This is a genomic window from Streptomyces sp. NPDC020681, assembly GCF_044334895.1.
Lineage (GTDB): Bacteria > Actinomycetota > Actinomycetes > Streptomycetales > Streptomycetaceae > Streptomyces.
In genome coordinates this window covers 252,539-276,729 of the sequence record NZ_JBIRTX010000011.1, presented here as the reverse complement: position 1 = coordinate 276,729, position 24,191 = coordinate 252,539, and the positions used below count along the sequence as shown (strand labels likewise).

The window sequence follows — 24,191 nt, the reverse complement described above, 5'->3', positions numbered from 1 at the left end:
CGACAACACCAAGCCCGCCTCAGTCACTACAAACGACGCGGACACAGCCCATAAAAACTGCCCAACCGTCACGGCAAACACCGTTGCAGTACTAGTGCGCCGGGCCCCGGTCCGACACCGCGAGGGTGTCAGCTCGCGCCGTGGCCCGGGGCCAGGGCCTCCACCCGGGTCGCCAGGTCGAAGTCCTTCTCCGTCACCGCGCCACCCGCGTCGTGCGTGTGCACCGAGAGGGCCAGCGTGTTGTAGCCGAGCGTCAGGTCCGAGTGGTGGTTCAGCTCCTCCTGGACCTGGGCGATGTGCACGACCATCGCGGTCGCCGCGAAATGCGAGGAGAGACGGTACGAGCGGGCGATCCGGTCGCCCTCCAGCGACCAGCCGGGGAGCTCCCGCAACCGGTCCTCGATCTCCTTCTGCGACAACGGCTCTGTGGGCATGAGCAGGGTCCCTTCACGAAACGGCAGCGACTGCCGCCACCATAAATGGGATGCCCACCCGACGGCGCTCTGTGTACGTTCCACCGGTGGAAGCACTGACCGAAAAGCAGATACGCGGATCCTTCGTGAACTGTACGAAGGGCGAGGCGACCCGGCTGAAGCTGCCCGCCGACTTCGGCGAACTGCCGTGGGAGGACCTCGACTTCCTCGGCTGGACCGATCCGGGCGCGCCGCTGCGGGCGCATATCGTCCTGCCGCGACAGGACAAGCCGGTCGGAATCACGCTGAGAGTGCCTTCCGCCGGACGGACCAGTGCCATCAAGTCGAGCATGTGTCAGGTCTGCCTCACTCCGCACGCATCGTCCGGCGTGACCCTGTTCGCCGCCCCGCTGGCCGGCGCGGCGGGACGGGAGGGAAACACCGTGGGCAGCTATCTGTGCGCGGACCTCGCCTGCTCCCTCTACGTCCGCGGCAGGAGGCAGCCCAAGCTGCGGGCCGGTCTCCATGAGGAGACCCTCACCGTGGACGAGAAGATCACCCGCACGCTCGGCAATCTCACGGCCTTCACCGACAAGGTGATGGGACTGCGCTGACCTGCCGACTCAGGTGCGGGTCTCAAGGACCTGTTCGATCGTGTCGGCCTCCTGCGCGGACTTGTCGGGGCGGTGGCGCAGCACGCGGGCGAAGCGCAGCGCGATCCCGGCCGGGTAGCGGGAAGAGCGCTGCACTCCGTCGTAGGCGATCTCCACGACGAGTTCGGGTCGGACGTTCACGGTGAACCCGTCGTCGTCGACGGCCAGTTCACGCAGCCGCTCCGTCTGCCAGCGCAGCATCTCGTCGGTGAGCCCCTTGAACGTCTTGCCGAGCATCACGAACGTACCGTCGGCGGCGCGGGCTCCCAGGTGGAGGTTGGAGAGCAGGCCGGTGCGCCGGCCGTGGCCCCATTCGACGGCCAGGACGACGAGGTCGAGCGTGTGGACGGGTTTGACCTTGAGCCACGAGCGGCCGCGGCGGCCCGCGACATACGGTGCGTCCAGCGCCTTGACCAGGACGCCCTCGTGTCCGCGGCGCAGCGTCTCGGCGAAGAACTCCTCGGCGGCCGCGATCTGTTCGGCGTCCTGTGGATCGGTGACGACCGTACGGCGGACCCGCATCGGTTTCGGGACGAGACGGGCGAGAACGGCGTGCCGCTCGGCGCCGGAGCGGTCGAGGGTGTCCTCACCGTCGGCGGCGAGGACGTCGAAGAAGACCGGTGACAGCGGAAGCGTGGCACGGGCGGCGTCCACGTCGACACGCGAGCCGACGCGGGAGGCGATCTCCTGGAACGTGACGGGCCGTCCCGTGTCGTCGAGAGCGATGACCTCGCCGTCCAGGATGAACCGGTCGCCCGTCATCCGGCCTGCCGCCGCGGTCACTTCGGGCAGCCGGTCGGTGATGTCGTCGAGCGAGCGGGTGAAGATCCGGATCTCGTCGCCGCGCCGGTGGACCTGCACCCGGATGCCGTCGAGCTTCTCCTCGACCACGCACGGCGCGTCGAGCGTCCGGACGGCCTCGGTGACGGACTTCGCGGTGTGGGCGAGCATCGGGAGCACGGGGCTGCCGACGCGGAGCCGGAACTGCTCCAGCGTGGCGGGTCCGTCGGCGAGCAGCGCGGTGGCCACCCGGGGCAGCGAACCGTCGAGCATCACGGCCCGCCGTACGTCCTCGGCGGGCGCGCCGGCGGCTCTGGCGACGGCCTCCAGCGCGATGGCGTCGAGAGCGCCCTGCCGTACTTCGCCCATCAGCAGCCGCATCAGAAACTGCTGCTCCTCGGCGGTCGCCGCGGCCATCAGCTCCTGCACCAGGCGCCTGCGCCCGGTCTGCGAGCCGGGGCCCTGGAGCTCGGCGAGACGGGTGAGCGCGGCGTCGGTGGCGGAGACGGTGAGGGTCGGGGTGGAGGCAGGGGCCGGGGGCTCCTTGAGCGCGCTCCAGCCGATGCCGATACGGCCCTGAGGCAGCCGGCCCGCGAGATAGGAGATGACGAGGGCGACATGCTCGGGCCGGGTGTCCCCGAACAGCTCGGCGAGCATGGCGATCTTCCGCGACCGCGCGGAGGTGGCGGCGACGTCCCGTGACACGTCGGCAAGTCGACCGAGCAACATGCGGCCATGGTGCACCGCGGGGAGGCGCGGCGCATGTGCTGGACCCGAGCCGCTGGACCCGAGCCCGCAACCGGCGCGTCCGCGACGGCCGGGTCCAGTCTCCCCAAGGTTCACTCAACTCCCTTACTCTTCCTCCGACTTGATCGAAGCGGCGTCGTCGACGCCCTCGACACAGAGGCAGGGGACCCATGGGGAAGCTTTCGCGCGCGGCCGTGACGACGACAGTCGCGGCCGGTCTGCTCGGCGTCGTCGCACTCGCACCGGCTCAGGCGTCCGCCGCCCAGGCTCCGGACCCGGCGCAGCTGCCGTACTCCTCCTCGACCGGGGTCGGCGTCCACAACGCCTACGAGAAGGCGAAGTACACGTACTTCGCCGATGCCCTCGACTCCGGTGCGGGCATGCTCGAACTCGACGTATGGACCAATGTGTTCGGCAGCGGATGGCGTGTCTCGCACAACAACCCGCTCGGCAACAACAACAACTGCGAGAACGCGGCGAACGCTGGCGAGCTGCGCACCAAGTCACGGAACCAGAGCCTGAGCGGCTGTCTCGCCGACATGAAGGCCTGGCACGACGCCCACCCCGGCCACCGCCCGATCCTCGTCAAGGTCGAGATGAAGGACGGCTTCCAGGGCAAGAACGGCCGCGGCCCGGCCGCGTTCGACGCCCTGCTCTCCGCGCGCCTCGGCGACGCGCTGTTCCGTCCGGCCGACCTCGCGGGCGGCCACGCCGACCTCGACACGGCCGTACGGACGAACGGCTGGCCCGCGCGCTCGGCCCTCGCGGGCAAGTTCGTGTTCGAGCTCATCCCTGGCACGGTCGAGGAGGGCAACCCCCTGGACACGCTGTGGACGGACCGTGAGTACGCGAGCTATCTGCGCGATCTCGCGGCGGCGGGCCGGCTCCGTGAGGCGGCCGCCTTCCCTGCGGTCCACCGGGCGGCGGCCGGGGACCCGCGCAGCCGGTACGCCGACGCGGGCATCAGGCCGTGGTTCGTGCTCTTCGACGGAGACGCGGGCACGTACACGGGCGGGTCCATCGACACCGGCTGGTACGACCGGAACCACTACCTCGTCGTGATGACCGACGCGCACAATGTCGCGCCCGCGATCGACGGCACGAACCCGACGGAGACGCAGGCGCGGGACCGCGTCGGGCTGCTCGCGGGCAAGGGCGCGAGCGTGGTCTCGGCGGACTGGTATCCGCTGCCGTCCGTGCTGGCGACGGTGGTGCCGCGGGGCGCCGCGCAGTAGCCGCCGTGGCGCGCGCGTTGCGCACATCACAGCGGACGGAGCGGATTACGCGGAACGTTCCGTGATGGTTTACCGTTCATCTACATGTGGGGCGTGAAGCTGACCGCCCACCGTGTGCCGCCCCGGCCGGATTCCCCCGTCCGGCCGGGGCTTCCTCTTCTTCGTGACGCAGGTCACATCACTCATCGGCGGTTTTCGCGTACTCGCGCGGCACCGCGCTGCGTCGTAGTGGCCAAAGGAGCTGAACCGCACAGCAGCCAAGGAGCCGCTCACATGTTCCCGACCGTTGCACAGTCCGTCCCGGCGAGACTCATCAGCGATGCGCCGCGTGCCAGAGCGATGCAGGTGAGCCTGACGTACAACGCCGACGATCCGCTCGCCGTCCGCATGGTCTTCCCGCCCACGGTGTCACTCAACGGCACCGGCGTGACCTGGACGTTTGCCCGGAGCCTGCTCGACTCGGGGCTGCACACACCGTCCGGCGCCGGAGATGTGCACATCTGGCCGTGCGGCCGGACGCAGACGATGGTCGAGCTGCGTTCGCCCGACGGGGTGGCGCTGCTCCAGTTCGACACGGCCCGACTGCGGCGTTTCCTGCTCCACACGTACGCCACCGTTCCGAAGGAACTGGAGACGCGTGCGATCGACATGGAGCACGGCCTGGCGACACTGCTGCGCGAAGCCCAGGGCTGAGCCCTCGGGCTCGCGGCGGCACACCTGCGACGTGCCGTATTACGGTCTTCGTATGACAACTGTCTCGTCGGGCACGGGAGTAGGTCCGCTGCTGCGCCGCTGGCGCGAGCGGCGGAAGCTGAGCCAGCTGGAGCTGGCGATGCGCGCCGACTCCTCGTCCCGGCACATCAGCTTTGTCGAGACGGGCCGTTCCCGGCCGAGCGAGGAGATGGTCCTGCGCCTCGCGGAGCACCTCGATGTGCCCGTACGGGAGCGCAACGCGCTGCTGCTGGCGGCCGGTTACGCGCCCCGGTACGCGGAGACCTCGCTCGACGATCCCGCCATGGAGTCCCTGCGCGAAGGAATCGAGCGGCTGCTCCAGGGCTATGAGCCGTATCCCGCCGTCGTCGTCGACGGCACGTACACGGTGCTGGCGGCGAACCGCGGCATCGCGATGCTGCTGGACGGCCTGCCGGAACATCTGCTCAGCCCGCCGCTGAACGCCATGCGGATCACGCTCCACCCCGAGGGCCTGTCGCAGCGGATCCGCAATCTGCGGGAGTGGCGCGGTCATCTGCTGGCCCAGATGGAGCGCCAGATCGCGCTCGCCCGCTCCGACGCGCTGCGCGAGCTGTACGACGAGGTCGCCGCATATCCCCTGCCGGAGCCCGCACCGGAGTCCGCCGCGAACACCGCTGCCGACGACGACGGCCTCGAAGTCCCGGCCGCGACCCCGTACTTCGCGCTTCCGCTGCAGATCGAGCACGACGGACGGGTGTTGTCCTTCGTCTCGTCCATCTCCACCTTCAACACACCGATGGATGTGACGGTCGCCGAACTGGCCATCGAGACCTTCCTCCCGGCCGACCCGGCGACGGTCAAGTACCTCCAGTCGCTCACGCCCTAGGGCGTGTCCGATGGGTCCGGTGACAGTCTGGCGCGTGGTTCATACTTGTCGTCGTGCCTCAGTGAAGCGGCCAGGGCCCAGGGCTGATTCAACGTCGTGGTGATTTTGCTGCGGTGCTGGGGTCACCTGACGTCCAGGTGCTTGAGTGGGCGACCTGAAATCACCGCAACTCCCGGCCCTGGGGCGGAATGGTTTCGGTGGCCATGGCTCGGGTGATGGCGCGTGCCACGGCGACGACGGCGGGGATGTGCGTCTCCGGTTGGTTCTGCTCGGACGGGGTGATGACCGAGATGGCGGCGATGGTGGTGTCGTTTCGGTCGAGGATGGGTGCGGCGACGCCGGTCATGTGGGTGTCCCATTGGGGGCGTGAGAAGACCGCGTAGCGGTCGCGGCGGATGGCCGCGAGCCTGGGCCGTAGCGCGTCGGCCGTTTCGTTCGGGTTGTTCTCGTCGGCTGGGTGGTCGGCGGTGAGGAAGTCTTCTTGGACCTGGGTGGGGGCGAACGCCAGCAGGACGAGCCCGGGAGCGGTGGCGTGCAGGGGGAGCCGGCCGCCGACCCGGTACATCACGCGCGGGGCATCTCGTGCGGACAGCCTCTCGACCAGGACGCCTTCCAGGCCCTCGCGCACGACCAGTTGTACGTGCTGGCGGGTGGCGTGCCAGAGGTCTTGCAGGTAGGGCAGGGCGATGGTGCGCAGACCGTGTCCGCGTGGTGCCACGGTGGCGATTTCCAGCAGTCGTAGGCCGATGGTGTAGTGACCGGACTCGGTGCGTTCCAGCGCGCCCTGCTGGGCGAGTTGGCGGGCGATGCGCAGCGCGGTGGCCTTGGGCAGGTCCGCCCGTGCTGCGAGGGCGGTCAGGGACAGCGCCGGTGTGTCCGGACGGAAGCAGGCGAGCATGCGAAAGGCCCGGTCCAGGAGGGGTTCGCCGTGGGCTGGACGGCGTCCCCGGACGGGGGAGTGTTCCTCGTTCCTGCCGTTGCCGTCGTGCGAGCTTTTCACGCCGAGCCCCTGTGGTTCGCGCCGGGTGGGTCCACTCAATGAAACCAGGGGTGCCTCGTCACCGTGACCCGAGCACCGCGGAGTTCCCACCCTTCGTGGCGGCCTCGTCGCGGTATGTCGTAGGCGCGTCACGGGCTCGTCACGCCGCTGTCCCGAAGCACTCGCGGCGGTCCATTCAATGAAACTCCGGGTGGCTGACGGGAGTTGGGGCGGCAAGTATCCCCGTGTCGGCCGCACAGCCCACCGGGCGACGCGGCACCCGCAAAGACAGGAAGGTGAAGTGCCATGCAGAAGCGAGCGAAGATCGGCACCGCTGTTGCCGGAATGATCGCGGCTCTCGCGGTCGCTGGAGCGGTGGCGCCGGCGGCCCATGCCGCGGACGGCGCCCAGCAGCGGTGCTACGCGAACTTGACTGCCAACGCAACGGAGCAGCACACCAGGGCGCACGAACTCGTCCGCGTGGTCCAGGAGCCTCAGCCAGATCCGCGGGAGATCGAGATGGCACAGGCACACCTGACCATGCTGCGCGCGGTAGGGGCGATGATGCGTGAATTCGCCAACCAGGGTTATTGGGAAGAGTGCGCTCGCGTGCGGTGACGCACCCGCCGGCCCATGTCACCGGGCCGCAGTTGCAAGAGACTGGAAGGAGCCGCTTGCGGCTCGTCCCACTCGGCGTACAACGGGTGCTAATCGTTGGCGAGTTCGGCTCAGAGACTATCTGGTAGATCGTCAGCGAAGCCAGAGTCGGATCGAGGCAAGGACGACCGTGCCCTGGAAGACATATGCTCTCTTGTCGTATCTGGTTGCTACGGCCCGGAAACCCTTGAGGGCGTTGATGGATCGCTCGACTTCGTTCCTACGGACGTAGCGGGTCCGGTCGAAGCCGGTGGGTCGGCCGCCGCGGCTTCTACGCCGTTGGCGGTTGGCCCGCTGGTCCCGGCGTTCAGGGATCGTGTGCCGGATCTGCCGTCGTCGCAGGTAACGGCGGTTGCGGCGGGAACTGTACGCCTTATCCCCGCAGAGATGGTCCGGGCGTGTTCGCGGATGGCCTCCAGCCGGTCGCGGGACGCGAATACGGTCCAGAACCGGGATCATCTGCGGGGCGTCACCCCACTGCCCAGGGGTGACCAGGACGGCCAGCGGACGGCGGCCGCCGTCGCTCGCCAGGTGAATCTTGGTGGTGAGTCCGCCGCGCGAGCGGCCGATCGCCTCATCGGGCCGGTGATGGGCAGGCCGCGCGCGTCGGCCTGGTACCCGCGCCGGGCGGTGGTGGGCTCCGGCGGCATGCTGATGGGCGCGGCAGGACGTGGAATCGACGCCGACCATGGACCAGTCGATCCGTCCCTCCGCATCGGCAATGGCCTGAACACCCCGCAGGATCCGCTCCCACGTGCCATCAGCTGACCATCTGCGATGCCGGTCATGAACTGTCTTCCACTTCCCGAACCGTGTCGGCAGGTCCCGCCATGGAATGCCAGTGCGCAGCCGAAACAGGATCCCGTTGATCACTCTGCGGTGACACGACCACCGCCCGCCCCGGCCAGTGTTCTTGGGCAAGTGCGGCTCAAGCCTGGCCCACTCCCGATCCGACAGATCCCCTCGACCCACGCCGACCGGAACGACACCAGCACCGCTCGGTCACGCGACTCGTCGGACACGCCTTAGTACTCGCCGCCCGCAGCGAGGACCACTGGACGAGCGCGAATCCGGCGACGATCAGTGCCTGCAGCCCGATCCAGACGGCGCCGGCGGCCGTCGGCTCGAACCAGAACGCGAGCGAAACGACGCTGAGGACGGCCCAGAGGAGGTTGACGTCGATGACGGCCTTCACGGGCGTCACCGGCGGCTGCGGACGCGAGGCGAGCCAGCCCACGCCGGCCCCGTACAGCGCCAGGAGAATGCCGAGTTCGAGCAGCAGCGTGTCGTCGACACCGAGCAGCCGTCCGACGGGGCCGGCGGCCACGGCGTACGCCACTCCGTTGACGCCGGTGACAACGGCGTCGAGAGCGAGAAAGCGGCGCAGCATCGTGCGCGGCTCGGTGGTGCGGGAGATTCCGGCGAGCAGGGTGGCGGACATGGCGGATCAGCCTCCATCGAGGTCGTCAGGCCTGGTCGGGTGAGCCGGAGCTCGGACGGTGTGCGCCGTCCGAGTTCCGGTGACGCAAGACTGGCGCGAGGTGACGGGTGCGGTCGATTACGCCGGAGGTAATGGCGGCGGCGTGAAGGAGCGCACACACTCCCGGTCCGACGTCTTCGCATCCGGGCCGCATGGCCACCCGCCATGATCACTCGTACGGGTGAGAAAGCGCAGAACCGGACCAAACCCCGGCGGCGCGAGCCCCGAATAGTAGCCGTGTGGCAGCGCACCGGACTGCGGTGCGTCGGACCCGGCTGCTGGGGGCACAGGTGCGAGCGACCGTACGGGTACGTGTACTGGCCATGGACGAGCCACAGGTGTGGATCGCCGTCAGCGGCCGGTTGTCCAGGACCACCGCTCCGGTGCTCGCGTACGCCTTGCGGGCGCGCGAGGAGGAGGGGTTCACCGCGCTGTTCGTGGACGTCAGCACGCTCACCGACGACCATGACGTACCGGCCGATGTGCTGCGGGAGTTGTTCCCGTGCGGTACCCGCATGACGTTCCACATCATCGGCCCGGCGGACGACCTCGGGTTGCAAACAGGCCAAGATCCTCGGTTTGTCTTCCATCCGGGGCCTGCTTCGGCGTGGACTGTGTGGGTGCGCGGCCCGTCCACGAAGGGCCGCAGGGGCGCGCGCCCGTCCGCCCGCACCCGTAGCCGCAGGAGTTCCCTTGGCAGCATCACTTGAGCCCGGCCGACCGGTCGCCGACTTCACCCTGCCCGGTGGGGTCCTCGTCGACGGCGAGTTCGTACGGCGCGACTACACGCTGAGCGAGCACCGCGGTCACCCGCTGGTGCTCGCGTTCTATCCCGGAGACGAAACCGCCGTCTGCACCAAGCAGCTCTGTTCGTACTCCAGCGGTCTGGAGTCCTTCACCGACGTCGGCGCGCAGGTGTGGGGCATCAGCCCGCAGGGCGTCGACAGCCACGAGTCGTTCGCCCGTGCGCACGGACTGCGGATGCCACTGCTCGCGGACGCCGACCGGGCCGTTTCGAAGGCCTTCGGAGTCGCCGCTCCCGGCATCGGTCTGCGGCGCGCGGTTTTTGTCATCGCCGCGGACGGCACGCTGCACTGGAAGCATGTGGCGCTGTTCGGCGCGACGTTCCAGTCGAAGGAGACGCTGGCCCGTCAACTGGCCGCGCTCCAGGACGCGTAGGGCGCGCCGGGCGCGGGGTCCGGGGCGGAGCCCCGGTCACCCGGCCCGTGGCGTGATCACGGTGACGCCCGTGCCCGATGCCGTGCCGAGCGCGGCCAGCGCCGCCGGGACCTCCGCCAGTCCGATCTCCGTCGTCACCAGGAGGTCCGGTCGCAGGGCGCCGGTCGCGACCATCGACATCATCTCCGGGTAGGCGTGCGCCGGCATGCCGTGGCTGCCGAGGATCTCGAGCTCCAGCGCGACCAGCCGGTCCATCGGCATCTGAACACCCTGCGGCAGCAGGCCCACCTGGACATGGCGGCCCTGGCGGCGCAGCGACCCCACGGAGTTCACGCAGGTCACCGGCGCGCCCAGAGCGTCGAGTGAGACATGGACGCCGCCGGCCGTCGCCTCGTGGACCGCCTCCGCGACGCTTCCGGTCAGCGCGGAGGCGTCCACGCACACCTCCGCGCCGAAGCTCCGCGCCAGCTCCAGCGCCGCGGGCGAGACGTCGACCGCGACCACCCGCGCTCCGCACGCCGCGGCGATCATCACCGCGGACAGCCCCACGCCGCCGCAGCCGTGCACCGCGACCCACTCGCCCGGGGCCGCCTTTCCCTGGCCCACCACCGCGCGGAACGCGGTCGCGAACCGGCAGCCCAGGCTCGCGGCAGTGGCGAAGGACATCGAATCGGGCAGCGCGACGAGATTGGTGTCCGCGTGGTGGACCGGGACGTACTCCGCGAAGGAGCCCCAGTGCGTGAAGCCGGGCTGCTGCTGCCGCTCGCACACCTGCTGCGCGCCGCGTGCGCAGGCAGCACAGCGGCCGCAGGCGCAGATGAAGGGCACGGTGACGCGGTCGCCGGGACGCCAGTTGGCGACGTCGTCGCCGACCGATTCGATCACTCCGGACAGTTCGTGTCCCGGCACATGAGGCAGTGTGATGTCGGAGTCGTGGCCCATCCAGCCGTGCCAGTCGCTGCGGCAGAGGCCGGTCGCCTCGACGCGGATCACCGCTCCGTCGCGCGTCGGCACGGGGTCCGGCACCTCCCGGACCTCGAGCGGCTTTCCGAACTCCTCGAACACAACAGCGCGCAACAGGCTCTCCCTCAGACAGCGGACCAGCGGGCCAGGACCAGCAGACCCCGGATCGTGACCACGGTAACCGGAGGCCGGCAGTCAGCCGAGAGGTGTGACGGAGTCCGCGGGCCCGAGCGGTCCCAGCGGCACCTGCGGCCCTTCGCACTCCCGCAGCCAGCGCCGCAGCACCCGGTGCACCCGCTCCGCCCCCACGAGACCCTCGCCGTCGCCGACCGGCGCGGACAGCTCCAGCGGCGAGAGCAGGAAGGGCTGGGACTGCTCGCCGCCGAGGCCGCCGTGCGAGCCGATCTGCTCCTCGAAGGCGTGCACCGTGCCCGTCTTCGGGTCGTACATCGAGTTGACCATGATGTCGGCGACATGCGGGAAGGAGTCGGTGCGGCGTACGGCATCGGCCGCGCCCGGACCGAACCCGGCCAGCGGCCCGTCGTCGGCCAGCCGCGCGATCGGCACCTCGGCGATCGGGGCCTGTGCACCGCCCGCGCCGAGCACCACCGCGCCGTGCTCCTCGCTGCCCACGAGCAGAAAGCCGATGCCAGGGTGGTTGGCCAGCGTGCTCAGCAGGGCCGGGTGGCGGGCCTCGATCTGCTCGCGGCTGAGCCGCTCGGCGACGTCCGGGAAGGAGATCAGCGCGAGGTTCCCGGAGGCGAGGACGATCGGGTCGGAGCCGCGTGCCGGCTGCTCGTCCGCGCCGTCCGCCGGGCGGCGGTGCAGCGCCATGCGCAGCGCGTCGCCGGCCGCGTCGCGGGCCTCGGCGCCGCTCTTGGAGCGCTCCGCCCGGCGGGAGACGGGCAGCCCGCAGCCGGCCCGTACAAGATCCTTGAGGGTGAGTCCGTACGCGCCCTCGAAGGTCTCGCCGGGGCTCTGGCCGTGGTCCGAGAGCAGCACGATCCGGTAGTCGCGCGGCGCGTGGTCGGCGACCTTGGCGATCAGCGCCAGCGAACGGTCGATCCGCTCCAGCACCTGCGCCGCGTCCCGGCTGTGCGGTCCCGAGTGGTGCGCCACTTCGTCGTACGCGACGAGGTCGGCGTAGACGGCGGTACGTCCGGCGAGCATGTCCCCGATCACCGCGGCGACCACGACGTCCCGTTCGACGACCGTCGCGAACGCCCGGATCAGCGGATAGAGACCGCCGCGCCCGATCCGCGGCCGGTCGCCGCGCAGCCGCGCCCGCACCGACTGGCCGATCTCGCGGGCGACTTCGGCGACGAAGGACAGCGCGGTACGCACGGCGTTGGCGGGATCGGAGAAGTACGCGAAGTAGCCGGCCCTCGAGCGGTTGGCCCTGCCGCGCCGGGCGGCCATCGACAGCACGAGCGCCAGCTGGTCGGCGCCGCCGCTGAAGAGATTGCCGCGGCTCGCGCCGTCGACGGTGAGCAGTCCGCCGTCGCCGGTCCGCTCGATGGCGCGGCGCTGCAGTTCGACGGCGCCGGCCGGCCGGTTGCTGACCATGAACCGGCCGCGGTCCTTCTCGTACCAGCGGAAGGCGGGAACGTCGTGATTGGAGCCGTGCAGGATGCCGAGCTGGCTGGCGCCGGTCTGGCTGGACCAGTCGGTGCGCCAGGGCGTGAGCCGGTGAGTCGTGCCGAGCCAGCCGGCGACGGTCGGCATCACACCGTCCTCGGCCGCCCGCCGCAGCACGTCGTGTCCGACGCCGTCGAGCTGCAGAAAGACGGTGCCCGGCGGACCGCTGCGGTCTTCGTCCGCGCCGCGTCTGCGCCGGCGCCGGTCGGCGAGCCGGGAGAGCCTGCGCCGGTAGGCGTTGTCGTCGCGGACGGCGAGCGCGGTGGAGGTGGCCGAGGCCACGGCGGACATCACGGCGGCGACGACGACCGCGGTCTCCGGATCGGCCGCGCCGCGGTCGTCGGGGATCAGCCAGAGGGCGATCAGCAGCAGCGAGCCGTTGAGGAAGAACACCAACAGGCCGAGCACCAGGGCCGGTACGAGCAGCAGGGCGCGTACCACGACCGGCCAGACCAGCGCGGTCAGCAGGCCGAAGGCTCCCGCGCCGTACGCCGCGGTGAGCGCGGTCCTGGTGATGCTGTCGCCGTCGTCGGACTGCAGCTGGAAGTCGGGCAGCAGGCCGGCGAGCGCCAGCATCGTCAGCGTGGACACCGCCCACACGACGATCACGCGCAACAGGGCACTGCCCGCGGTACGCCATCGCCCTTCGACCACGCCGCTCTCCCCTCGCCTCACCTTGAGGTTTCCAGCGTGGCACAGGCGCGGACGCGGTCAGCAGCCGTCGTATCCGGCCGTCGGCATGGAGAGCCTGCGATGCACATTGGCCTTCATGGCCGCGTCGTACACCGGCTCGTCCAGGCCCGCTGTCTCCACCGGCACGCCTCTGCGCCCGCACTCCGCGATGAAGTCGTCGAGGGACGTCAACGCCCGGGCGAGCACGCGCTCGTTGGCCGCGACGAACAGGTCCACCTCGCCCGCCGTCACATCGGTCCAGAGCGCACAGTGGTCGGGGCGCAGCCCGTAGAAGACAAGCTGCCGGGCGACGACGAAGCCCTTGTCGGCGGCCCAGCGGGCGCACATGGCGTGCTGGCTGCGGGTGTCCACCAGGAACGGGTCGCTGTCGAGTTCCTCGAGCGGCGTCAGGCTGGCGATGGCCGCCACGCGTAAACCGTCCATGCGCGTCCCCCAGGGCTCGACGTCGCCGCCGACCCTACTCCGGAACTGGTCCTGTCCGGTCGATCGGGCCGGATCAGTGAGCGGGGTCTGGTGCGTGCAGCTGCAAGGCGGAGGAGGGAGACGACGCGGAGCGTCGGCGACTGACGCAACGCGGCGTGGGGGCACCTCCCGTGCCCGAAGGGCTACGGGGGTGGGGGCACCTCCCACGCCGAAGGCTGTGGGGGAGCGCACCAGGGCACGCGAGCCCGGCCTGATCGACCGGACAGGACCTATGGTCGTACAAGAACCTGGGAGGCGGTTCGCCCAGCGGGAATGAGGAGGCGCTGCGTGCCGGTGGAGGTCACCTGGTGGGGTCATGCCACCTGCACCGTCGAGGACTCCGGTGTACGGGTGCTGACCGATCCGCTGTTCGTGCGCCGGTTCGCGCATCTGCGCAGACGGCGCGGTGAGATTCCGCCGCCCGAGGCCGCGGTCGCCGACGCGGTCCTCGTCTCCCATCTGCACTCCGACCATCTGCATCTGCCGTCGCTGGCGCGGCTGGCGCCGGGCACCCGGCTGATCGTGCCGCGCGGAGCGGCCCGGTCGGTGCCGCGGCTGGCGCGGCTCGGCCTGCGCGTCACCGAGGTGACTCCCGGCGACGAAGTGCAGGTCGGGGACGTGACCGTACGGGCCGTGCCCGCGAGGCACGACGGGCGGCGGCTGCCGGTCGGTCCGCACCGGTCGCCCGCGCTCGGCTATGTGATCGAAGGTGAGGCGCGTACGTACTTCGCCGGTGACACCGGCCTGTTCGACTCGATGGCCGACGAGGTCGGACCGGTGGATGTGGCACTGCTGCCGGTCGGCGGCTGGGGCCCGTATCTCGGGCACGGGCATCTGGACCCGGGCCGTGCGGCGCAGGCGCTCGCCGCGCTCGCGCCGCGCGCCGCGGTTCCGGTGCACTACGGCACGTACTGGCCGATCGGGATGGACGGGATCCGGCCGCACGAGTTCTACGCCCCGGGCGACGAGTTCGTACGCAAGGCGGCGCGGCTGGCTCCCGAGGTGTCGGTGCACCGGCTGGTCCACGGCGAGCGGGTCAGACCGGAGGCTGCCCGGTGAGTTCCAGGCTGACGGAGGCGCTCGGACAGCTGTCGCAGGTGGTCGGGAAGGTGCCGCCGGAGTCGACCCAGCAGGCCGTCGGCTATCCCTCGCTGTTTCTGCTGGTGGCGCTGGGCGCACTGGTGCCGGTGGTGCCGACGGGTGCGGTGGTGAGTTCGGCAGCCGTGGTGGCCTTCCATCAGACAGACCCGTGGGCGCTGCTGTTTGTGTTCCTGGTGGCGTCGTTCGCCGCGTTCCTCGGTGATGTGACGCTGTACTGGCTCGGTCAGCGCGGGGTCGGCTCGAAGAACGGCTCCAAGTGGCTGGCGGCGCTGCGTGAGCGTGCCGCGCCGGACCGGCTGGAGCAGGCACAGCGCAAGCTCGACGAGCACGGCGTGATGGTGCTGGTGCTCTCGCGGCTGGTGCCCGCCGGGCGGATTCCGGTGATGCTGGCCTGTCTGCTCGCCAGGATGCCGCTGCGCGCGTTTGTGCGCGGCGACATCCCGGCGTGCCTGGCCTGGGCGGCGACGTATCAGCTGATCGGCATTCTCGGCGGCTCGCTCTTCGCCGAGCCGTGGCAGGGCGTGCTCGCGGCGGTGACGCTGACGGTGGTGATCAGCGGTGGTCCGGCACTGTGGCGCAGGATGCGGAAGGCGCGCGGGTCACGCAGTCAGCAGGCGTGAGCCGCCGACCGGCAGGTCCCACAGCTGTCCGCGCGGGCGGCCGGTGCGCTGCCAGGCGGCGCGTACCCGGGTGAGCGGTTCGAGCACCGGCTCGGCGGAGAGCACGAAGGTGGCCCAGTGCATCGGCGCCATGTTCCGCGCACCGAGGTCCTCGAACGCCTGCACCGCCTCCTCCGGGTCGGTGTGCACATCGCTGAGCCACCAGCGCGGGTCGTACGCGCCGATCGGCAGCAGCGCCACATCGAGGTCCGGGTGCACACGGCCGATCTCCTTGAACCAGTGCCCGTAACCGGTGTCGCCGGCGAAGTACACGGACTGGCCGAGCCGGTCGGTCAGCACCCAGCCGCCCCACAGCGAGCGGCAGGTGTCGACGAGGGTTCGCCGGGACCAGTGGTGGGCCGGCACGAAGTCGAAGCGGACGCCACCCAGCTCGGCCCCCTCCCACCAGTCGAGCTCGGTCACCCGGGTGAAGCGGCGGCGGCGGAACCAGCGTGCGAGGCCCGCCGGCACGAACACCGGAGTCTGGCGGGGCAGCCGCCTCAGGGTCGGGGCGTCCAGATGGTCGAAGTGGTTGTGGCTGATGACCACCGCGTCGATCCGCGGCAGATCCTCCCAGCGGACGCCGACCGGTGTGATCCGGGCCGGAGTGCCCACGATCCGGCGCGACCAGACGGGGTCGGTCAGGACGGTGAGGCCGCCGACGCTCAGCACCCAACTGGCGTGTCCGGCCCAGGTGGCGGCAACAGTCGCGGCGTCCACGGCCGGCAGCGGCCCAGGAGCGAAAGGGAGCAGCGGAATGTCCCGCAGCCCGTCGGCTCCCGGCCGCACGGCGCCTTCTCGCGCGAGGCGGGCCATGGCGCGCACGCCGGGAAGCGGAGCGGTCAGCCGGTCGGCGAAGGACCGGGGCCAGTGCCGGGTCCCGCCGAGCGGGAGTGTGCGGGTGCGGGGCCGGGTGGCGCTTCCCGCCTTCTCTGCCGGGGCCGCCTGCTCCATCCGGCCTGTCTGTTCCGTCCATCCGGTCTGTTCCGGGCGGCTTGTCTGTTCCGGGCGGCCCGTCTGGGCGGTTGAGGCCGCCGGTTCCGCGGGTGCCTGGTGGCCCGTGTGTGCCGTGGGTGCTGTCCGTCTCGCGTGCTCCGCCTGCTCGGTACGTTCCGTCATCCGGGGCTCCGTTCAACGCAGCTCGTCGAAGGCCGTTCCAAGAATGCTCAACGCCTCGGCGACATGCGGCAATTCCAGAGGTGCCGGTGAGGTGAGTGATTCCTGTCGCTGTTGAGGAGTGGCTCCCAGCAGCGGCCCGGTGGCCAGCCGCACCCGCAGCGCGCCCAGCTCGTCCCCGAACCGGTGCCCGCCGGGCACGGGCGCACCCAGACGGTCGGTCAGGTAATCCTCCAGCTCCATCGAGTCGCTCACGCCGCGCTCGGCGAGCCGGGCGCGCAGCGGGCCGAGGTCCACATACAGATGGCGGCCGGCCTGCGGCGGGCGGGCCAGTGCGCCGGAGGTGAGCACAGCGCGGTGCATCGCGGCCGCCACGCTCGCGTGCAGCGCGGTCGCCTGCGCCGCGCGGGCGGTGACCGGGGCGGGCTCGCCGAGCGCGTGGGCCGCGGCCGCCGCGACGGGTTCGGCCACCACCGCGCCGAGGGCCGTGAGGATGTCGAGGGTGCGGGCCCGGCGTGCGACGCCCTGGTCGCTGGGCGGGAAGCGGGCGACGGCGACCGGCCACGACGCGGGCGTGAGAGAACCCGCCAGATCGGTGATGACGGTGACGTCTCCGGGGCACATCTCGGCCGGGCTGAGCAGCACCGTCTCGTGCGGTCTGTGCAGCGTGTCGCGCCAGGTCTCGTCGCTGATGATGTGCAGGCCCTCGCCGACCGCGGCCTCGCAGGCCTCGCGCACGGTCTCGGGCGGCGCGACGGTCGCGGTCGGATCGTCGGCGACGGAGAGCAGCAGCAGCCGCGGTTCGCCGCCCTCGGCGCGCACTCTGCGCACGGTCTCCAGCAGCGCGTACGGATCGGGCACGCCGCCGCACTCCGCCGGGGTCGGCACATGGTAGGCGGGCCTGCCGAGCAGCCGGACCTGCGGAGTCCACCAGGCGGGGCACGGACGCGGCATCAGCACATCGCCGCCGTACGCGCCGATCAGCGCGAACAGCAGTGGCTGCGCGCCCGAGGCGGCCGCCACCTCCGCGGGCCGGCTGCGCAGCCCGCGCCGCCACCAGTAGCCGACCGCCGCCTCGCGCAGTTCGGGACCGCCGCCGGGCGGTTCGCCGTGCGCCCGGCCCGCCGCGGCCGCAAGGACTTCGGCGAGCTCGGGCAGCACGGGCAGTCCGGGCTCGGGGGCGGCGGGTCCGTAACGGACAGGGCCGCGGCCCTCCGGGGCCGTCCGCTGCATCCCGTCACCTCCGCGTGTCCGCGTCCCGGGTCCGCCGCCCGGCCTGCGAGCGGGCTCCCGGGCCCACGAGCCGTTGGGCCCACGAGCCCTTTATACGGAGGTTTGCGCGAACCCGCCGTGCGGAAGCGGCAGACGGCCGGGCGTCAGACGACGGTCACAGGGTGCCGGACGACCGCGTCGAAGAGATAGCCCTGGGTGTTGTGGACCGAGCGCTCCGGCTGGGTGTTGCCCGCGCGGTCGGTCGTACGGGCCAGCAGCTCGGCCGGGCCGATGGCGTGCGGACGCCAGTCGGCCGTCCAGCGGACCCAGCCGCCGCGGTGCGGGGTGTCACGCAGCCGAGCCCGCTGCCAGTGCGCTCCGCCGTCGGTGCTGATCTCGACCTGCCGTACGGGAGCGGACGCCGACCAGGCACGTCCGGTCAGCCGGTGCGTCCTGCCTGCTCCGACGCTCGCTCCGAGCGGCAGCTCGAAGGCGGCCTTGACGGTCTGGCGGGTCAGCGGCTCGCTGCCGCCGGCGGGATACGCGGCGCCGAACAGGCGGTAGAACTCCGTGGTCCACGGCGAGCTGAGCGGCCGGTCGCTGACCTCGATGTCGCCGAGCCACTTGATCGAGGCGATGCCGACCCAGGACGGGACGATCACACGGACCGGGAAGCCGTGGTCGTACGGGAGGGGCTCGCCGTTCATCTCGTACGCGAGGATCACATCGTCGAGCGCTTTGGCCACCGGCAACGGGCGGCGCACTCTGCCGAGGTTGGCGCCGTCGCTGATGAACTCGTCGTCCAGGCCGCGCGGCAGTACGTCCACGGCGGTCGAGGAGATGCCCGCAAGGTGCAGGACGTCGCGCAGCCTTGCTCCGCGCCAGTGTGCCGCGCCGATCGCGCCGAGGGTCCAGGCCGTGCCGGTGGCGGGCTCGCCCTGCTGGCTGGCGTAGAAGCTGCGGCCGTTTCCGGCGCATTCGAGCACGGCGGTGCGGGTGACGGACGGCAGGGACCGGAGCCGGTCGTAGCTGAACTCGACCGGGCGGCGGCCGTGCAGGCCGCTGCCCCAGACCGTCAGCTTCCAGTCCGCCTCGGCGATCCGCGGTGTGGAGGTGTGGTTGCGGACGAAGAAGCGGTCGGCGGGGGTGAGCGGGCCGGTGCCGCGCAGCGCGGCGAAGTTCGTCTCTGCGTTGGTGCCGCGGATGGTGAACAGCTCGGGCGGGAGCGGTTTGACGACGCCGGGAGCGGCCGCTCCGACGACGGGTGCGGCATCGGCGGGTGCGGCTTCGGCAGGTGCGGCTTCGGCAGGTGCGGCGGCCGCGAACTGGGCCGCGACCGGTGCGGCGGCGAGGAGCTTCAGCAGTTGACGGCGGTCCGGAGCAGGGGACAACAGAGTCCTCCTTCGGGAACGGGATTACGCAGGTGACAGGAGGTTCACGGGTGACGTGACGTACGCGAGTGGCGCGGATGAGGGCGTCTGGGTCAGCAGCAACAGCACAGCGCGCGGCGCGAAACGGCAGCCAGAAGCACGCGGTTGACTATGTCGACGACCATGTTCGCGATCCTAGGCCCCGCGGCCGACGGCGGGCAGGGCCTGCCCGGATGACGGCCGCGGTGTGTCCGAATGGCCGCACATGGCCGTACCCGGGGCGTGGCGGCGCCGACCACGGGGTACCCGCGATCCATGTCCGATCCGCAAGCACAAGGAATCCCGCGGCTCCGCGGCCGGATCCCGGCGCTGCTCAGCCGCTGGGACCGGCGGCTCCTGCACGCCGTCGCCACCCGCGAGTGGCCCGGCGCCGAGCCGGTGCTGCCACGGCTGAGCCGCAGCGCCAACCACGGTCTGCTCTGGTTCGGCGCGGCCGCCGGGATCGCCGCGCTGGGGCGCGACCCCCGCGCTCGCCGGGCCGCCGTACGCGGCGTCGCGTCGCTCGCGGTCGCCTCGGCCGTCATCAACACGGTGGGCAAGCACTCGGTGCGCAGGGCACGTCCGGTGCTCGACGCGATCCCTGTGATACGGCGGCTGAAGCGGCAGCCGTTCACCACGTCCTTTCCGTCCGGGCATGCGGCGTCGGCCGCGGCGTTCGCGACCGGTGTCGCACTGGAGTCGAAGACCTGGGGAGCGGCGGTCGCGCCGGTGGCCGCGGCGGTCGGGCTCTCCCGGGTCTACACCGGTGTGCACTATCCGAGCGATGTACTGGCGGGCGCGGCGCTCGGCGTGGGGGCGGCGTTCGCGGTACGCGGCGTGGTGCCGACGAAGTCTCAGCTGCCGCCACCCGGCCGGCCGCAGGCGGACGCACCGGCGCTGCCCGGCGGCGACGGACTGGTGGTCGTGGTCAACCAGGAAGCGGGATCGTCGGGTTCGGCCGCGACGCTGGTGCGCGATGCGCTGCCGCTGGCGGAGATCGTGGAGTGCCCGCCCGGCGAACTGGCGGCGGAGCTGGAGAAGGCGGCGGGCCGCGGCCGGGCGCTCGGCGTGCTGGGCGGCGACGGGACGATCAACGGGGCGGCGACGGTCGCCGCCGAGCACGGAGTGCCGCTCGCCGTGTTCCCGGGCGGCACGCTCAATCACTTCGCCTACGACCTCGGCGTCGAGTCGGTCCACGACACCTGCCGGGCGTTGGCGCGCGGCGAGGCCATAAGAGTCGACCTCGGGCGCTTCACACCAGGACCGGTCATCGGCCGGACGGACGGCGGGGACGTTCTCCGGGCCGAGACGGGCTACTTCCTCAACACCCTGAGCCTGGGCGTCTATCCGGAGCTGGTCCGCATCCGCGAGGCCTGGTCGCCGCGGATCGGCGACTGGCCCGCCGGCGTACTGGCCGCGGCCCGCGTCCTGCGCGGCGAACATCCGCTGGAGGCCGAGGTCGAGGGCCGCCGCCGGCCGATGTGGATGCTGTTCGCCGGCAACAGCATCTACCAGCGGATGGGCCCGCCCGCCCACCGCATCGATCTGGCGGACGGCCTGCTGGATGTGCGCGTGGTCCACGCGGGCAGACTGCCCGGGCTGCGGCTGCTCGCCGCGGCGCTGGCGGGCCCGCTGAGCCGTTCCCCGGTGCACGCGGCACAACAGCTGCGCAGGGTCCGGATCGGCGGACTCGCGCCGGGCACCCCGCTGGCGTACGACGGCGAAGTGACCGCAGCGCCGCGGAGGTTGGTGATCGACAAGGCCGTGGAGGCGCTCACCGTCTACCGCCCTCAGACACTGCTCTAGCTCGTCCACATTTCAAGACGGCGGTCTCAAAATACGGCACGGCGGCTTACGGTGGTCTCAGGACTCGGGAGTTTCGAGAAGGAGGCCCGCCATGCCGCAGGAGACCGCCGTCTACACGCACGGTCACCACGAGTCGGTGCTGCGCTCACACACCTGGCGCACTGCCGCCAATTCCGCGGCGTACCTCATCGGCGAACTCAGGCCCGGCATGCGGGTCCTGGACATCGGCTGCGGCCCCGGCACCATCACCGCCGATCTGGCCGCGCTCGTCCCCGGCGGTCATGTCACCGGTGTGGACAGAGCACCGGACATCCTGGAGCAGGCACGCGCCTTCGCCGCCGAACGGGGCCTGGCCAACGCCGACTTCGCCGTGGCGGACGTCCACGCGCTGGACTTCGCCGACGACTCCTTCGACGTCGTGCACGCACACCAGGTGCTGCAGCATGTCGGCGACCCGGTTCAGGCGCTGAGCGAGATGCGCCGCGTGTGCCGGCCCGGCGGTACCGTGGCGGCCCGCGACAGCGACTACGGCGCATTCACCTGGTTCCCCGACATCCCGGCCCTCGACGAGTGGCAGCGCCTGTACTCGACGGTCGCCCGAGCGAACGGCGGCGAACCCGACGCCGGACGCCGTCTGCTGTCCTGGGCCCGAGCCGCGGGCTTCACCGACATCACCGCGTCCGCCGCCGCCTGGTGCTTCGCCACAGGGCAGGAGCGCGCCTGGTGGAGCGGCCTGTGGGCGGACCGTACGACCGCGTCCGGGTACGCGAAGATCGCCGTCGAAGGCGGCCACACCACGGCGCAGCAGCTGTCCGCACTCGCCGCCGGCTGGCGGGAATGGGGCGAGCGGCCGGACGCCTGGTTCATGGTCCCGCACGGCGAGATCCTCTGCCGGGCCTAGGGCTGTCTCTCGGATCCTGCTCACAAATGAGGCAACGGATGTTGCCTCCGGCCGCCGCCAACTAGGCTCTTTCGTATGGAGATCCTCGGAACCACGCTCCGTATCTGCGTCGACGACCTGGAGCCCGCGGCGGCCTTCTACGAACGGCTCACCGGCACCACAGCACTGCGCTTCGAGCGCGGCGGAGTCTCGGTCGCGGCAGTCGGCTGCTTCCTGTTGATGAGCGGACCGGAGTCGGAGCTGGAAGTGCTGCGCAAGGTGACGGCGACGATCGCGGTGAAGGATGTGGACGAGGCGTACGCCACGCTCTCCGAAGTCGGTGCGAGGATCGTCGCGGGCCCGATCCCGACCCCGGTCGGCCGCAACCTGATCGCGGTCCACCCGGACGGCGCGGTCTTCGAGTACGTCGACCGCAGGGCGGCTGCCTGAGGCAGGCGGCCGCCCTGCAGTCGCCAACGTCAGCCCCTCAGCCCCTCGGCGGACGCATCCGGTAGTCGTACGCGTCCGGCAGCGGCTCGTCGGTGAGCCTGGACCACACCTCGCCGAGGATCTCCGCCCCTTCCCGCAGGTCCGCCACTTCGAATCCCGCGTCGAATATGGCGCGGGCCTCCTCCGTGCGGCCTTCGGCGAGCAGGAGCCGGGCCTCGATCAGGCGGAAGCGGCCGCGCTGCTGGATCGCCGGGCGGAGGCGGGTCCAGACCGCGCGGGCGTCGGTCGTGCGGCGTGCCGTGAGCAGGGTCTCGATGGTCTCGCGGCCGAGGGCCGCCGTGGCCGCCGTCCAGGTCTCGCCGTCGTCGCGGCGTTCCTCGCACAGGTCGTCGAAGGCCTCCAGATACCTTTCGGCGGCCCGTGCCGCATTGCCGCCTTCGCAGTCCGCGACGGCGAGGCAGCGCAGCAACGGCCAGCGCGACGGGGCCAGTTCAAGGCCGCGTTCCCAGCTGCGGACGGCCTGCGCGAGGTCTCCCGCGTGCCACTGCGCGACGCCGAGGTGGTATTCGGTGAGCGGTTCGGCGGGGGCGGTCTCCAGCATGTCGCGCCAGTGCGGTGCGACGAGCGAAGGACCTGGCGGGTTGACCTTGCGGGGCTCGGGGAGGACGCCGGTCGTCAGCAGTTCGCGCCAGGGTGCCTGCTCTTCGCCGAGCGTCGATTCGTCGAAGGGCGTGCCGGGCAGTTTGTGTCCGGCACGCAGCACCTCCAGCGCGCCCCATCCGGATCCGGTGGCGAGCGGCTGCGTCGGTTCGGTGTCGGCGCAGCGCCGCCATGCCTCGTACGCGGCGTCCACGGCATCTCGCGGGAGCGCGTCGGCGAGCCGTGCCTCGACCTCACCGCGGGCCGCGGCCCAGTCGTCGCCGTGCACCGCGGCGGCGTCTGCGGACAGCGGTCCGTACGACTCCAGCCAGCTGAACTCCTCGCCGCCGTCCAGGCGGATGTGCTCCAGCTGCGTGCGCGCGAGGCCCGCCTGGATCTCTGCGTACCCGACCGTGTCCGGCTCGGTCAGCCACTGCTGCCAGCGCCTGCCGCCGCGCCCCGAGCCCCACAGGAAGAGCTTGCGGCCACGCAGCACATCGGTCGAGGTCTGAACGAGGCCCCGTCCTTCCGCGTCCAGTGAGGCGATCCACTTACGGGACTCGGCCTGCACTTCGTAGAAGTAGTCGGCGGGGTACTCGCTGCGCAGCGGGTACGTACGGTCCGCGTCGTCGAACTCCGGCACGGGCACGCGGCGCAGGCTGCGCTCGTATCCGAAGTGCCAGGCCTCGTCCGCCGGAGCGAGCACGCGCGTTGTCGGGTGTTCCTCGACGGCGATGTTGGACCACCAGTAGACCGGCGCGGGCCGCTCGTGCGGATTGCGGATCCGTACGCCGACGTGCAGGAAGTCGGAGTCCACGGGCAGCCACAGATCGACCTGGAAGGGCAGGTCGCGCAGCCGCTCCCACTCCCAGAGCCGGACCATGTCGGTGCCGTCGGGGCCCTGGACCACGGCGGCGTGCATGGGTGCGCAGGACAGCGTGGTGTGGCCGGTCGCGCCGATGTTCCACTCGATGCCGCCGGAGAACCAGGCGCCGTTGAGCGCGAAGTCGGCGGGCTGGAACACGGGGTTGCGGTAGAGCAGTTCACGGCCGGTCGGCTTGTGGTGCAGCGAGTGGATCCGGCCGCCGAGACCGGGCAGGACGGTGGCGCGCAGCCGTTCGTTCTCGATCACGATCGCGTCGAGGGCGGTCTCGGTGCGCTCGCGTCCGTACCCGTCGAGCACCCGAACCGGCAGCAGCGTGCGCAGCGGCTCGTACCCGATCTGCCGTGCCATGTCGCGGGGCAGATCCTTCTTGGCGCGCTCGTCGACGGAGTGCATCTCGTCCAGCGGCCGCAGCGCGGGCAGTGGGTTCGGCGGTCCGACCGGGGCCCCGGGGAGGGTCAGTACGGCACGGCGCACAGTGGTGGCCAAGGCAACCTCGCTTCGCTCGATGAGGGTTGGGGCAGTGCCTGGTGAGGACGTGAACGTGGTCAGGAGACGAATGCGGTCAGAACGTGAAC

Annotated in this window: 23 protein-coding genes and 1 pseudogene; 12 read left to right on the top strand and 12 right to left on the bottom strand. The window is 71.4% G+C overall.

The window, feature by feature from the left end; genetic code table 11:
- Window positions 1-128 precede the first annotated feature (128 nt).
- Complete coding sequence (locus ACH4YL_RS25755) at window positions 129-434, bottom strand: 4a-hydroxytetrahydrobiopterin dehydratase (RefSeq protein ID WP_398509787.1); 306 nt, start codon at window positions 432-434, stop codon at window positions 129-131.
- A gap of 86 nt (window positions 435-520) precedes the next feature.
- Here ACH4YL_RS25755 and ACH4YL_RS25750 point away from each other — a divergent pair, with 86 nt between their 5' ends.
- Window positions 521-1,027 (top strand): FBP domain-containing protein, encoded by a 507-nt coding sequence (locus tag ACH4YL_RS25750; protein ID WP_398509786.1) that lies wholly within the window; start codon window positions 521-523, stop codon window positions 1,025-1,027.
- 9 nt (window positions 1,028-1,036) lie between these two features.
- Here ACH4YL_RS25750 and ACH4YL_RS25745 read toward each other — a convergent pair whose 3' ends face one another.
- A complete protein-coding gene (locus ACH4YL_RS25745) occupies window positions 1,037-2,575 on the bottom strand; it encodes an ATP-dependent DNA ligase (protein WP_398509785.1) in 1,539 nt (512 codons plus the stop codon).
- Window positions 2,576-2,763: 188 nt separating this feature from the next.
- Here ACH4YL_RS25745 and ACH4YL_RS25740 point away from each other — a divergent pair, with 188 nt between their 5' ends.
- From ACH4YL_RS25740 to ACH4YL_RS25730, 3 genes are all read left to right on the top strand, one after another.
- Window positions 2,764-3,828, top strand: a complete 1,065-nt coding sequence (locus tag ACH4YL_RS25740; protein ID WP_398509784.1) for a phosphatidylinositol-specific phospholipase C domain-containing protein — start codon at window positions 2,764-2,766, stop codon at window positions 3,826-3,828.
- A gap of 273 nt (window positions 3,829-4,101) precedes the next feature.
- Entirely contained in the window at window positions 4,102-4,521 is a 420-nt protein-coding gene (locus ACH4YL_RS25735; RefSeq protein WP_398509783.1) for an SsgA family sporulation/cell division regulator, read from the top strand.
- Window positions 4,522-4,573: 52 nt separating this feature from the next.
- Window positions 4,574-5,407 carry a helix-turn-helix domain-containing protein gene (locus ACH4YL_RS25730; RefSeq protein WP_398509782.1) on the top strand — a complete coding sequence of 278 codons (834 nt, stop codon included), beginning with the start codon at window positions 4,574-4,576 and terminating at the stop codon, window positions 5,405-5,407.
- 160 nt (window positions 5,408-5,567) lie between these two features.
- Here ACH4YL_RS25730 and ACH4YL_RS25725 read toward each other — a convergent pair whose 3' ends face one another.
- Window positions 5,568-6,407: an IclR family transcriptional regulator gene (locus tag ACH4YL_RS25725; protein ID WP_361814219.1), complete on the bottom strand. Its 840-nt coding sequence runs from the start codon at window positions 6,405-6,407 to the stop codon at window positions 5,568-5,570.
- A 285-nt stretch (window positions 6,408-6,692) separates the two neighbouring features.
- On the opposite strand from ACH4YL_RS25725, the gene ACH4YL_RS25720 reads away from it, so the two are divergent.
- Entirely contained in the window at window positions 6,693-7,004 is a 312-nt protein-coding gene (locus ACH4YL_RS25720; protein ID WP_361814217.1) for a hypothetical protein, read from the top strand.
- 132 nt (window positions 7,005-7,136) lie between these two features.
- Here ACH4YL_RS25720 and ACH4YL_RS25715 read toward each other — a convergent pair whose 3' ends face one another.
- A complete protein-coding gene (locus ACH4YL_RS25715; protein WP_361814215.1) occupies window positions 7,137-8,015 on the bottom strand; it encodes an IS5 family transposase in 879 nt (292 codons plus the stop codon).
- Between the two features lie 64 nt (window positions 8,016-8,079).
- Window positions 8,080-8,484, bottom strand: a pseudogene (locus ACH4YL_RS25710) (hypothetical protein); the annotation flags it as partial.
- A gap of 278 nt (window positions 8,485-8,762) precedes the next feature.
- On the opposite strand from ACH4YL_RS25710, the gene ACH4YL_RS25705 reads away from it, so the two are divergent.
- Together ACH4YL_RS25705 and ACH4YL_RS25700 are read left to right on the top strand one after the other, a co-directional pair.
- A complete protein-coding gene (locus ACH4YL_RS25705; protein WP_398509781.1) occupies window positions 8,763-9,233 on the top strand; it encodes a hypothetical protein in 471 nt (156 codons plus the stop codon).
- Entirely contained in the window at window positions 9,217-9,702 is a 486-nt protein-coding gene (locus ACH4YL_RS25700; RefSeq protein WP_398509780.1) for a peroxiredoxin, read from the top strand. Before ACH4YL_RS25705 ends, ACH4YL_RS25700 begins: the two co-directional genes overlap by 17 nt.
- 36 nt (window positions 9,703-9,738) lie before the next feature.
- On the opposite strand, the gene ACH4YL_RS25695 is transcribed toward ACH4YL_RS25700, so the two are convergent.
- The 3 genes from ACH4YL_RS25695 to ACH4YL_RS25685 all read right to left on the bottom strand — a co-directional run bounded on the left by ACH4YL_RS25695 (window position 9,739) and on the right by ACH4YL_RS25685 (window position 13,419).
- Window positions 9,739-10,779, bottom strand: a complete 1,041-nt coding sequence (locus tag ACH4YL_RS25695; protein ID WP_398509779.1) for a zinc-dependent alcohol dehydrogenase family protein — start codon at window positions 10,777-10,779, stop codon at window positions 9,739-9,741.
- An 81-nt stretch (window positions 10,780-10,860) separates the two neighbouring features.
- Window positions 10,861-12,957 (bottom strand): phage holin family protein, encoded by a 2,097-nt coding sequence (locus ACH4YL_RS25690; RefSeq protein WP_398509778.1) that lies wholly within the window; start codon window positions 12,955-12,957, stop codon window positions 10,861-10,863.
- A 57-nt stretch (window positions 12,958-13,014) separates the two neighbouring features.
- Window positions 13,015-13,419, bottom strand: a complete 405-nt coding sequence (locus tag ACH4YL_RS25685; RefSeq protein WP_398509777.1) for a hypothetical protein — start codon at window positions 13,417-13,419, stop codon at window positions 13,015-13,017.
- Window positions 13,420-13,746: 327 nt separating this feature from the next.
- Here ACH4YL_RS25685 and ACH4YL_RS25680 point away from each other — a divergent pair, with 327 nt between their 5' ends.
- Window positions 13,747-14,517 (top strand): MBL fold metallo-hydrolase, encoded by a 771-nt coding sequence (locus ACH4YL_RS25680; protein ID WP_398509776.1) that lies wholly within the window; start codon window positions 13,747-13,749, stop codon window positions 14,515-14,517.
- On the top strand, window positions 14,514-15,179 hold the full coding sequence (locus ACH4YL_RS25675; protein WP_398509775.1) for a DedA family protein: 666 nt from the start codon (window positions 14,514-14,516) through the stop codon (window positions 15,177-15,179). Before ACH4YL_RS25680 ends, ACH4YL_RS25675 begins: the two co-directional genes overlap by 4 nt.
- Here ACH4YL_RS25675 and ACH4YL_RS25670 read toward each other — a convergent pair.
- The 3 genes from ACH4YL_RS25670 to ACH4YL_RS25660 form a co-directional block, all read right to left on the bottom strand.
- Window positions 15,159-16,172, bottom strand: a complete 1,014-nt coding sequence (locus ACH4YL_RS25670; protein ID WP_398509795.1) for an MBL fold metallo-hydrolase — start codon at window positions 16,170-16,172, stop codon at window positions 15,159-15,161. The genes ACH4YL_RS25675 and ACH4YL_RS25670 overlap by 21 nt on opposite strands.
- A 177-nt stretch (window positions 16,173-16,349) precedes the next feature.
- Window positions 16,350-17,567 (bottom strand): aminotransferase class I/II-fold pyridoxal phosphate-dependent enzyme, encoded by a 1,218-nt coding sequence (locus ACH4YL_RS25665; RefSeq protein WP_398509774.1) that lies wholly within the window; start codon window positions 17,565-17,567, stop codon window positions 16,350-16,352.
- Window positions 17,568-17,710: 143 nt separating this feature from the next.
- Complete coding sequence (locus ACH4YL_RS25660) at window positions 17,711-18,937, bottom strand: sulfite oxidase (protein WP_398509773.1); 1,227 nt, start codon at window positions 18,935-18,937, stop codon at window positions 17,711-17,713.
- A gap of 294 nt (window positions 18,938-19,231) precedes the next feature.
- On the opposite strand from ACH4YL_RS25660, the gene ACH4YL_RS25655 reads away from it, so the two are divergent.
- From ACH4YL_RS25655 to ACH4YL_RS25645, 3 genes are all read left to right on the top strand, one after another.
- A complete protein-coding gene (locus tag ACH4YL_RS25655; protein WP_398509772.1) occupies window positions 19,232-20,761 on the top strand; it encodes a bifunctional phosphatase PAP2/diacylglycerol kinase family protein in 1,530 nt (509 codons plus the stop codon).
- Window positions 20,762-20,852: 91 nt separating this feature from the next.
- A complete protein-coding gene (locus tag ACH4YL_RS25650; protein WP_398509771.1) occupies window positions 20,853-21,662 on the top strand; it encodes a methyltransferase domain-containing protein in 810 nt (269 codons plus the stop codon).
- A gap of 75 nt (window positions 21,663-21,737) precedes the next feature.
- Window positions 21,738-22,091, top strand: coding sequence for a VOC family protein (locus ACH4YL_RS25645; RefSeq protein ID WP_398509770.1), 354 nt, complete (start codon window positions 21,738-21,740; stop codon window positions 22,089-22,091).
- A gap of 37 nt (window positions 22,092-22,128) precedes the next feature.
- On the opposite strand, the gene ACH4YL_RS25640 is transcribed toward ACH4YL_RS25645, so the two are convergent.
- Window positions 22,129-24,102, bottom strand: coding sequence for a DUF5107 domain-containing protein (locus tag ACH4YL_RS25640; protein WP_398509769.1), 1,974 nt, complete (start codon window positions 24,100-24,102; stop codon window positions 22,129-22,131).
- Window positions 24,103-24,191: the final 89 nt, after the last annotated feature.

Bases quoted from the DNA above. Each gene is read 5' to 3' on its own strand.
- ACH4YL_RS25745 (WP_398509785.1), bottom strand. From the start codon at position 2,575: ATGTTGCTCGGTCGACTTGCCGACGTGTCACGGGACGTCGCCGCCACC.
- ACH4YL_RS25740 (WP_398509784.1), top strand. From the start codon at position 2,764: ATGGGGAAGCTTTCGCGCGCGGCCGTGACGACGACAGTCGCGGCCGGT.
- ACH4YL_RS25665 (WP_398509774.1), bottom strand. From the start codon at position 17,567: ATGCAGCGGACGGCCCCGGAGGGCCGCGGCCCTGTCCGTTACGGACCC.
- ACH4YL_RS25720 (WP_361814217.1), top strand. From the start codon at position 6,693: ATGCAGAAGCGAGCGAAGATCGGCACCGCTGTTGCCGGAATGATCGCG.
- ACH4YL_RS25685 (WP_398509777.1), bottom strand. From the start codon at position 13,419: ATGGACGGTTTACGCGTGGCGGCCATCGCCAGCCTGACGCCGCTCGAG.
- ACH4YL_RS25730 (WP_398509782.1), top strand. From the start codon at position 4,574: ATGACAACTGTCTCGTCGGGCACGGGAGTAGGTCCGCTGCTGCGCCGC.
- ACH4YL_RS25655 (WP_398509772.1), top strand. From the start codon at position 19,232: ATGTCCGATCCGCAAGCACAAGGAATCCCGCGGCTCCGCGGCCGGATC.
- ACH4YL_RS25670 (WP_398509795.1), bottom strand. From the start codon at position 16,172: ATGGAGCAGGCGGCCCCGGCAGAGAAGGCGGGAAGCGCCACCCGGCCC.
- ACH4YL_RS25755 (WP_398509787.1), bottom strand. From the start codon at position 434: ATGCCCACAGAGCCGTTGTCGCAGAAGGAGATCGAGGACCGGTTGCGG.
- ACH4YL_RS25650 (WP_398509771.1), top strand. From the start codon at position 20,853: ATGCCGCAGGAGACCGCCGTCTACACGCACGGTCACCACGAGTCGGTG.
- ACH4YL_RS25645 (WP_398509770.1), top strand. From the start codon at position 21,738: ATGGAGATCCTCGGAACCACGCTCCGTATCTGCGTCGACGACCTGGAG.
- ACH4YL_RS25735 (WP_398509783.1), top strand. From the start codon at position 4,102: ATGTTCCCGACCGTTGCACAGTCCGTCCCGGCGAGACTCATCAGCGAT.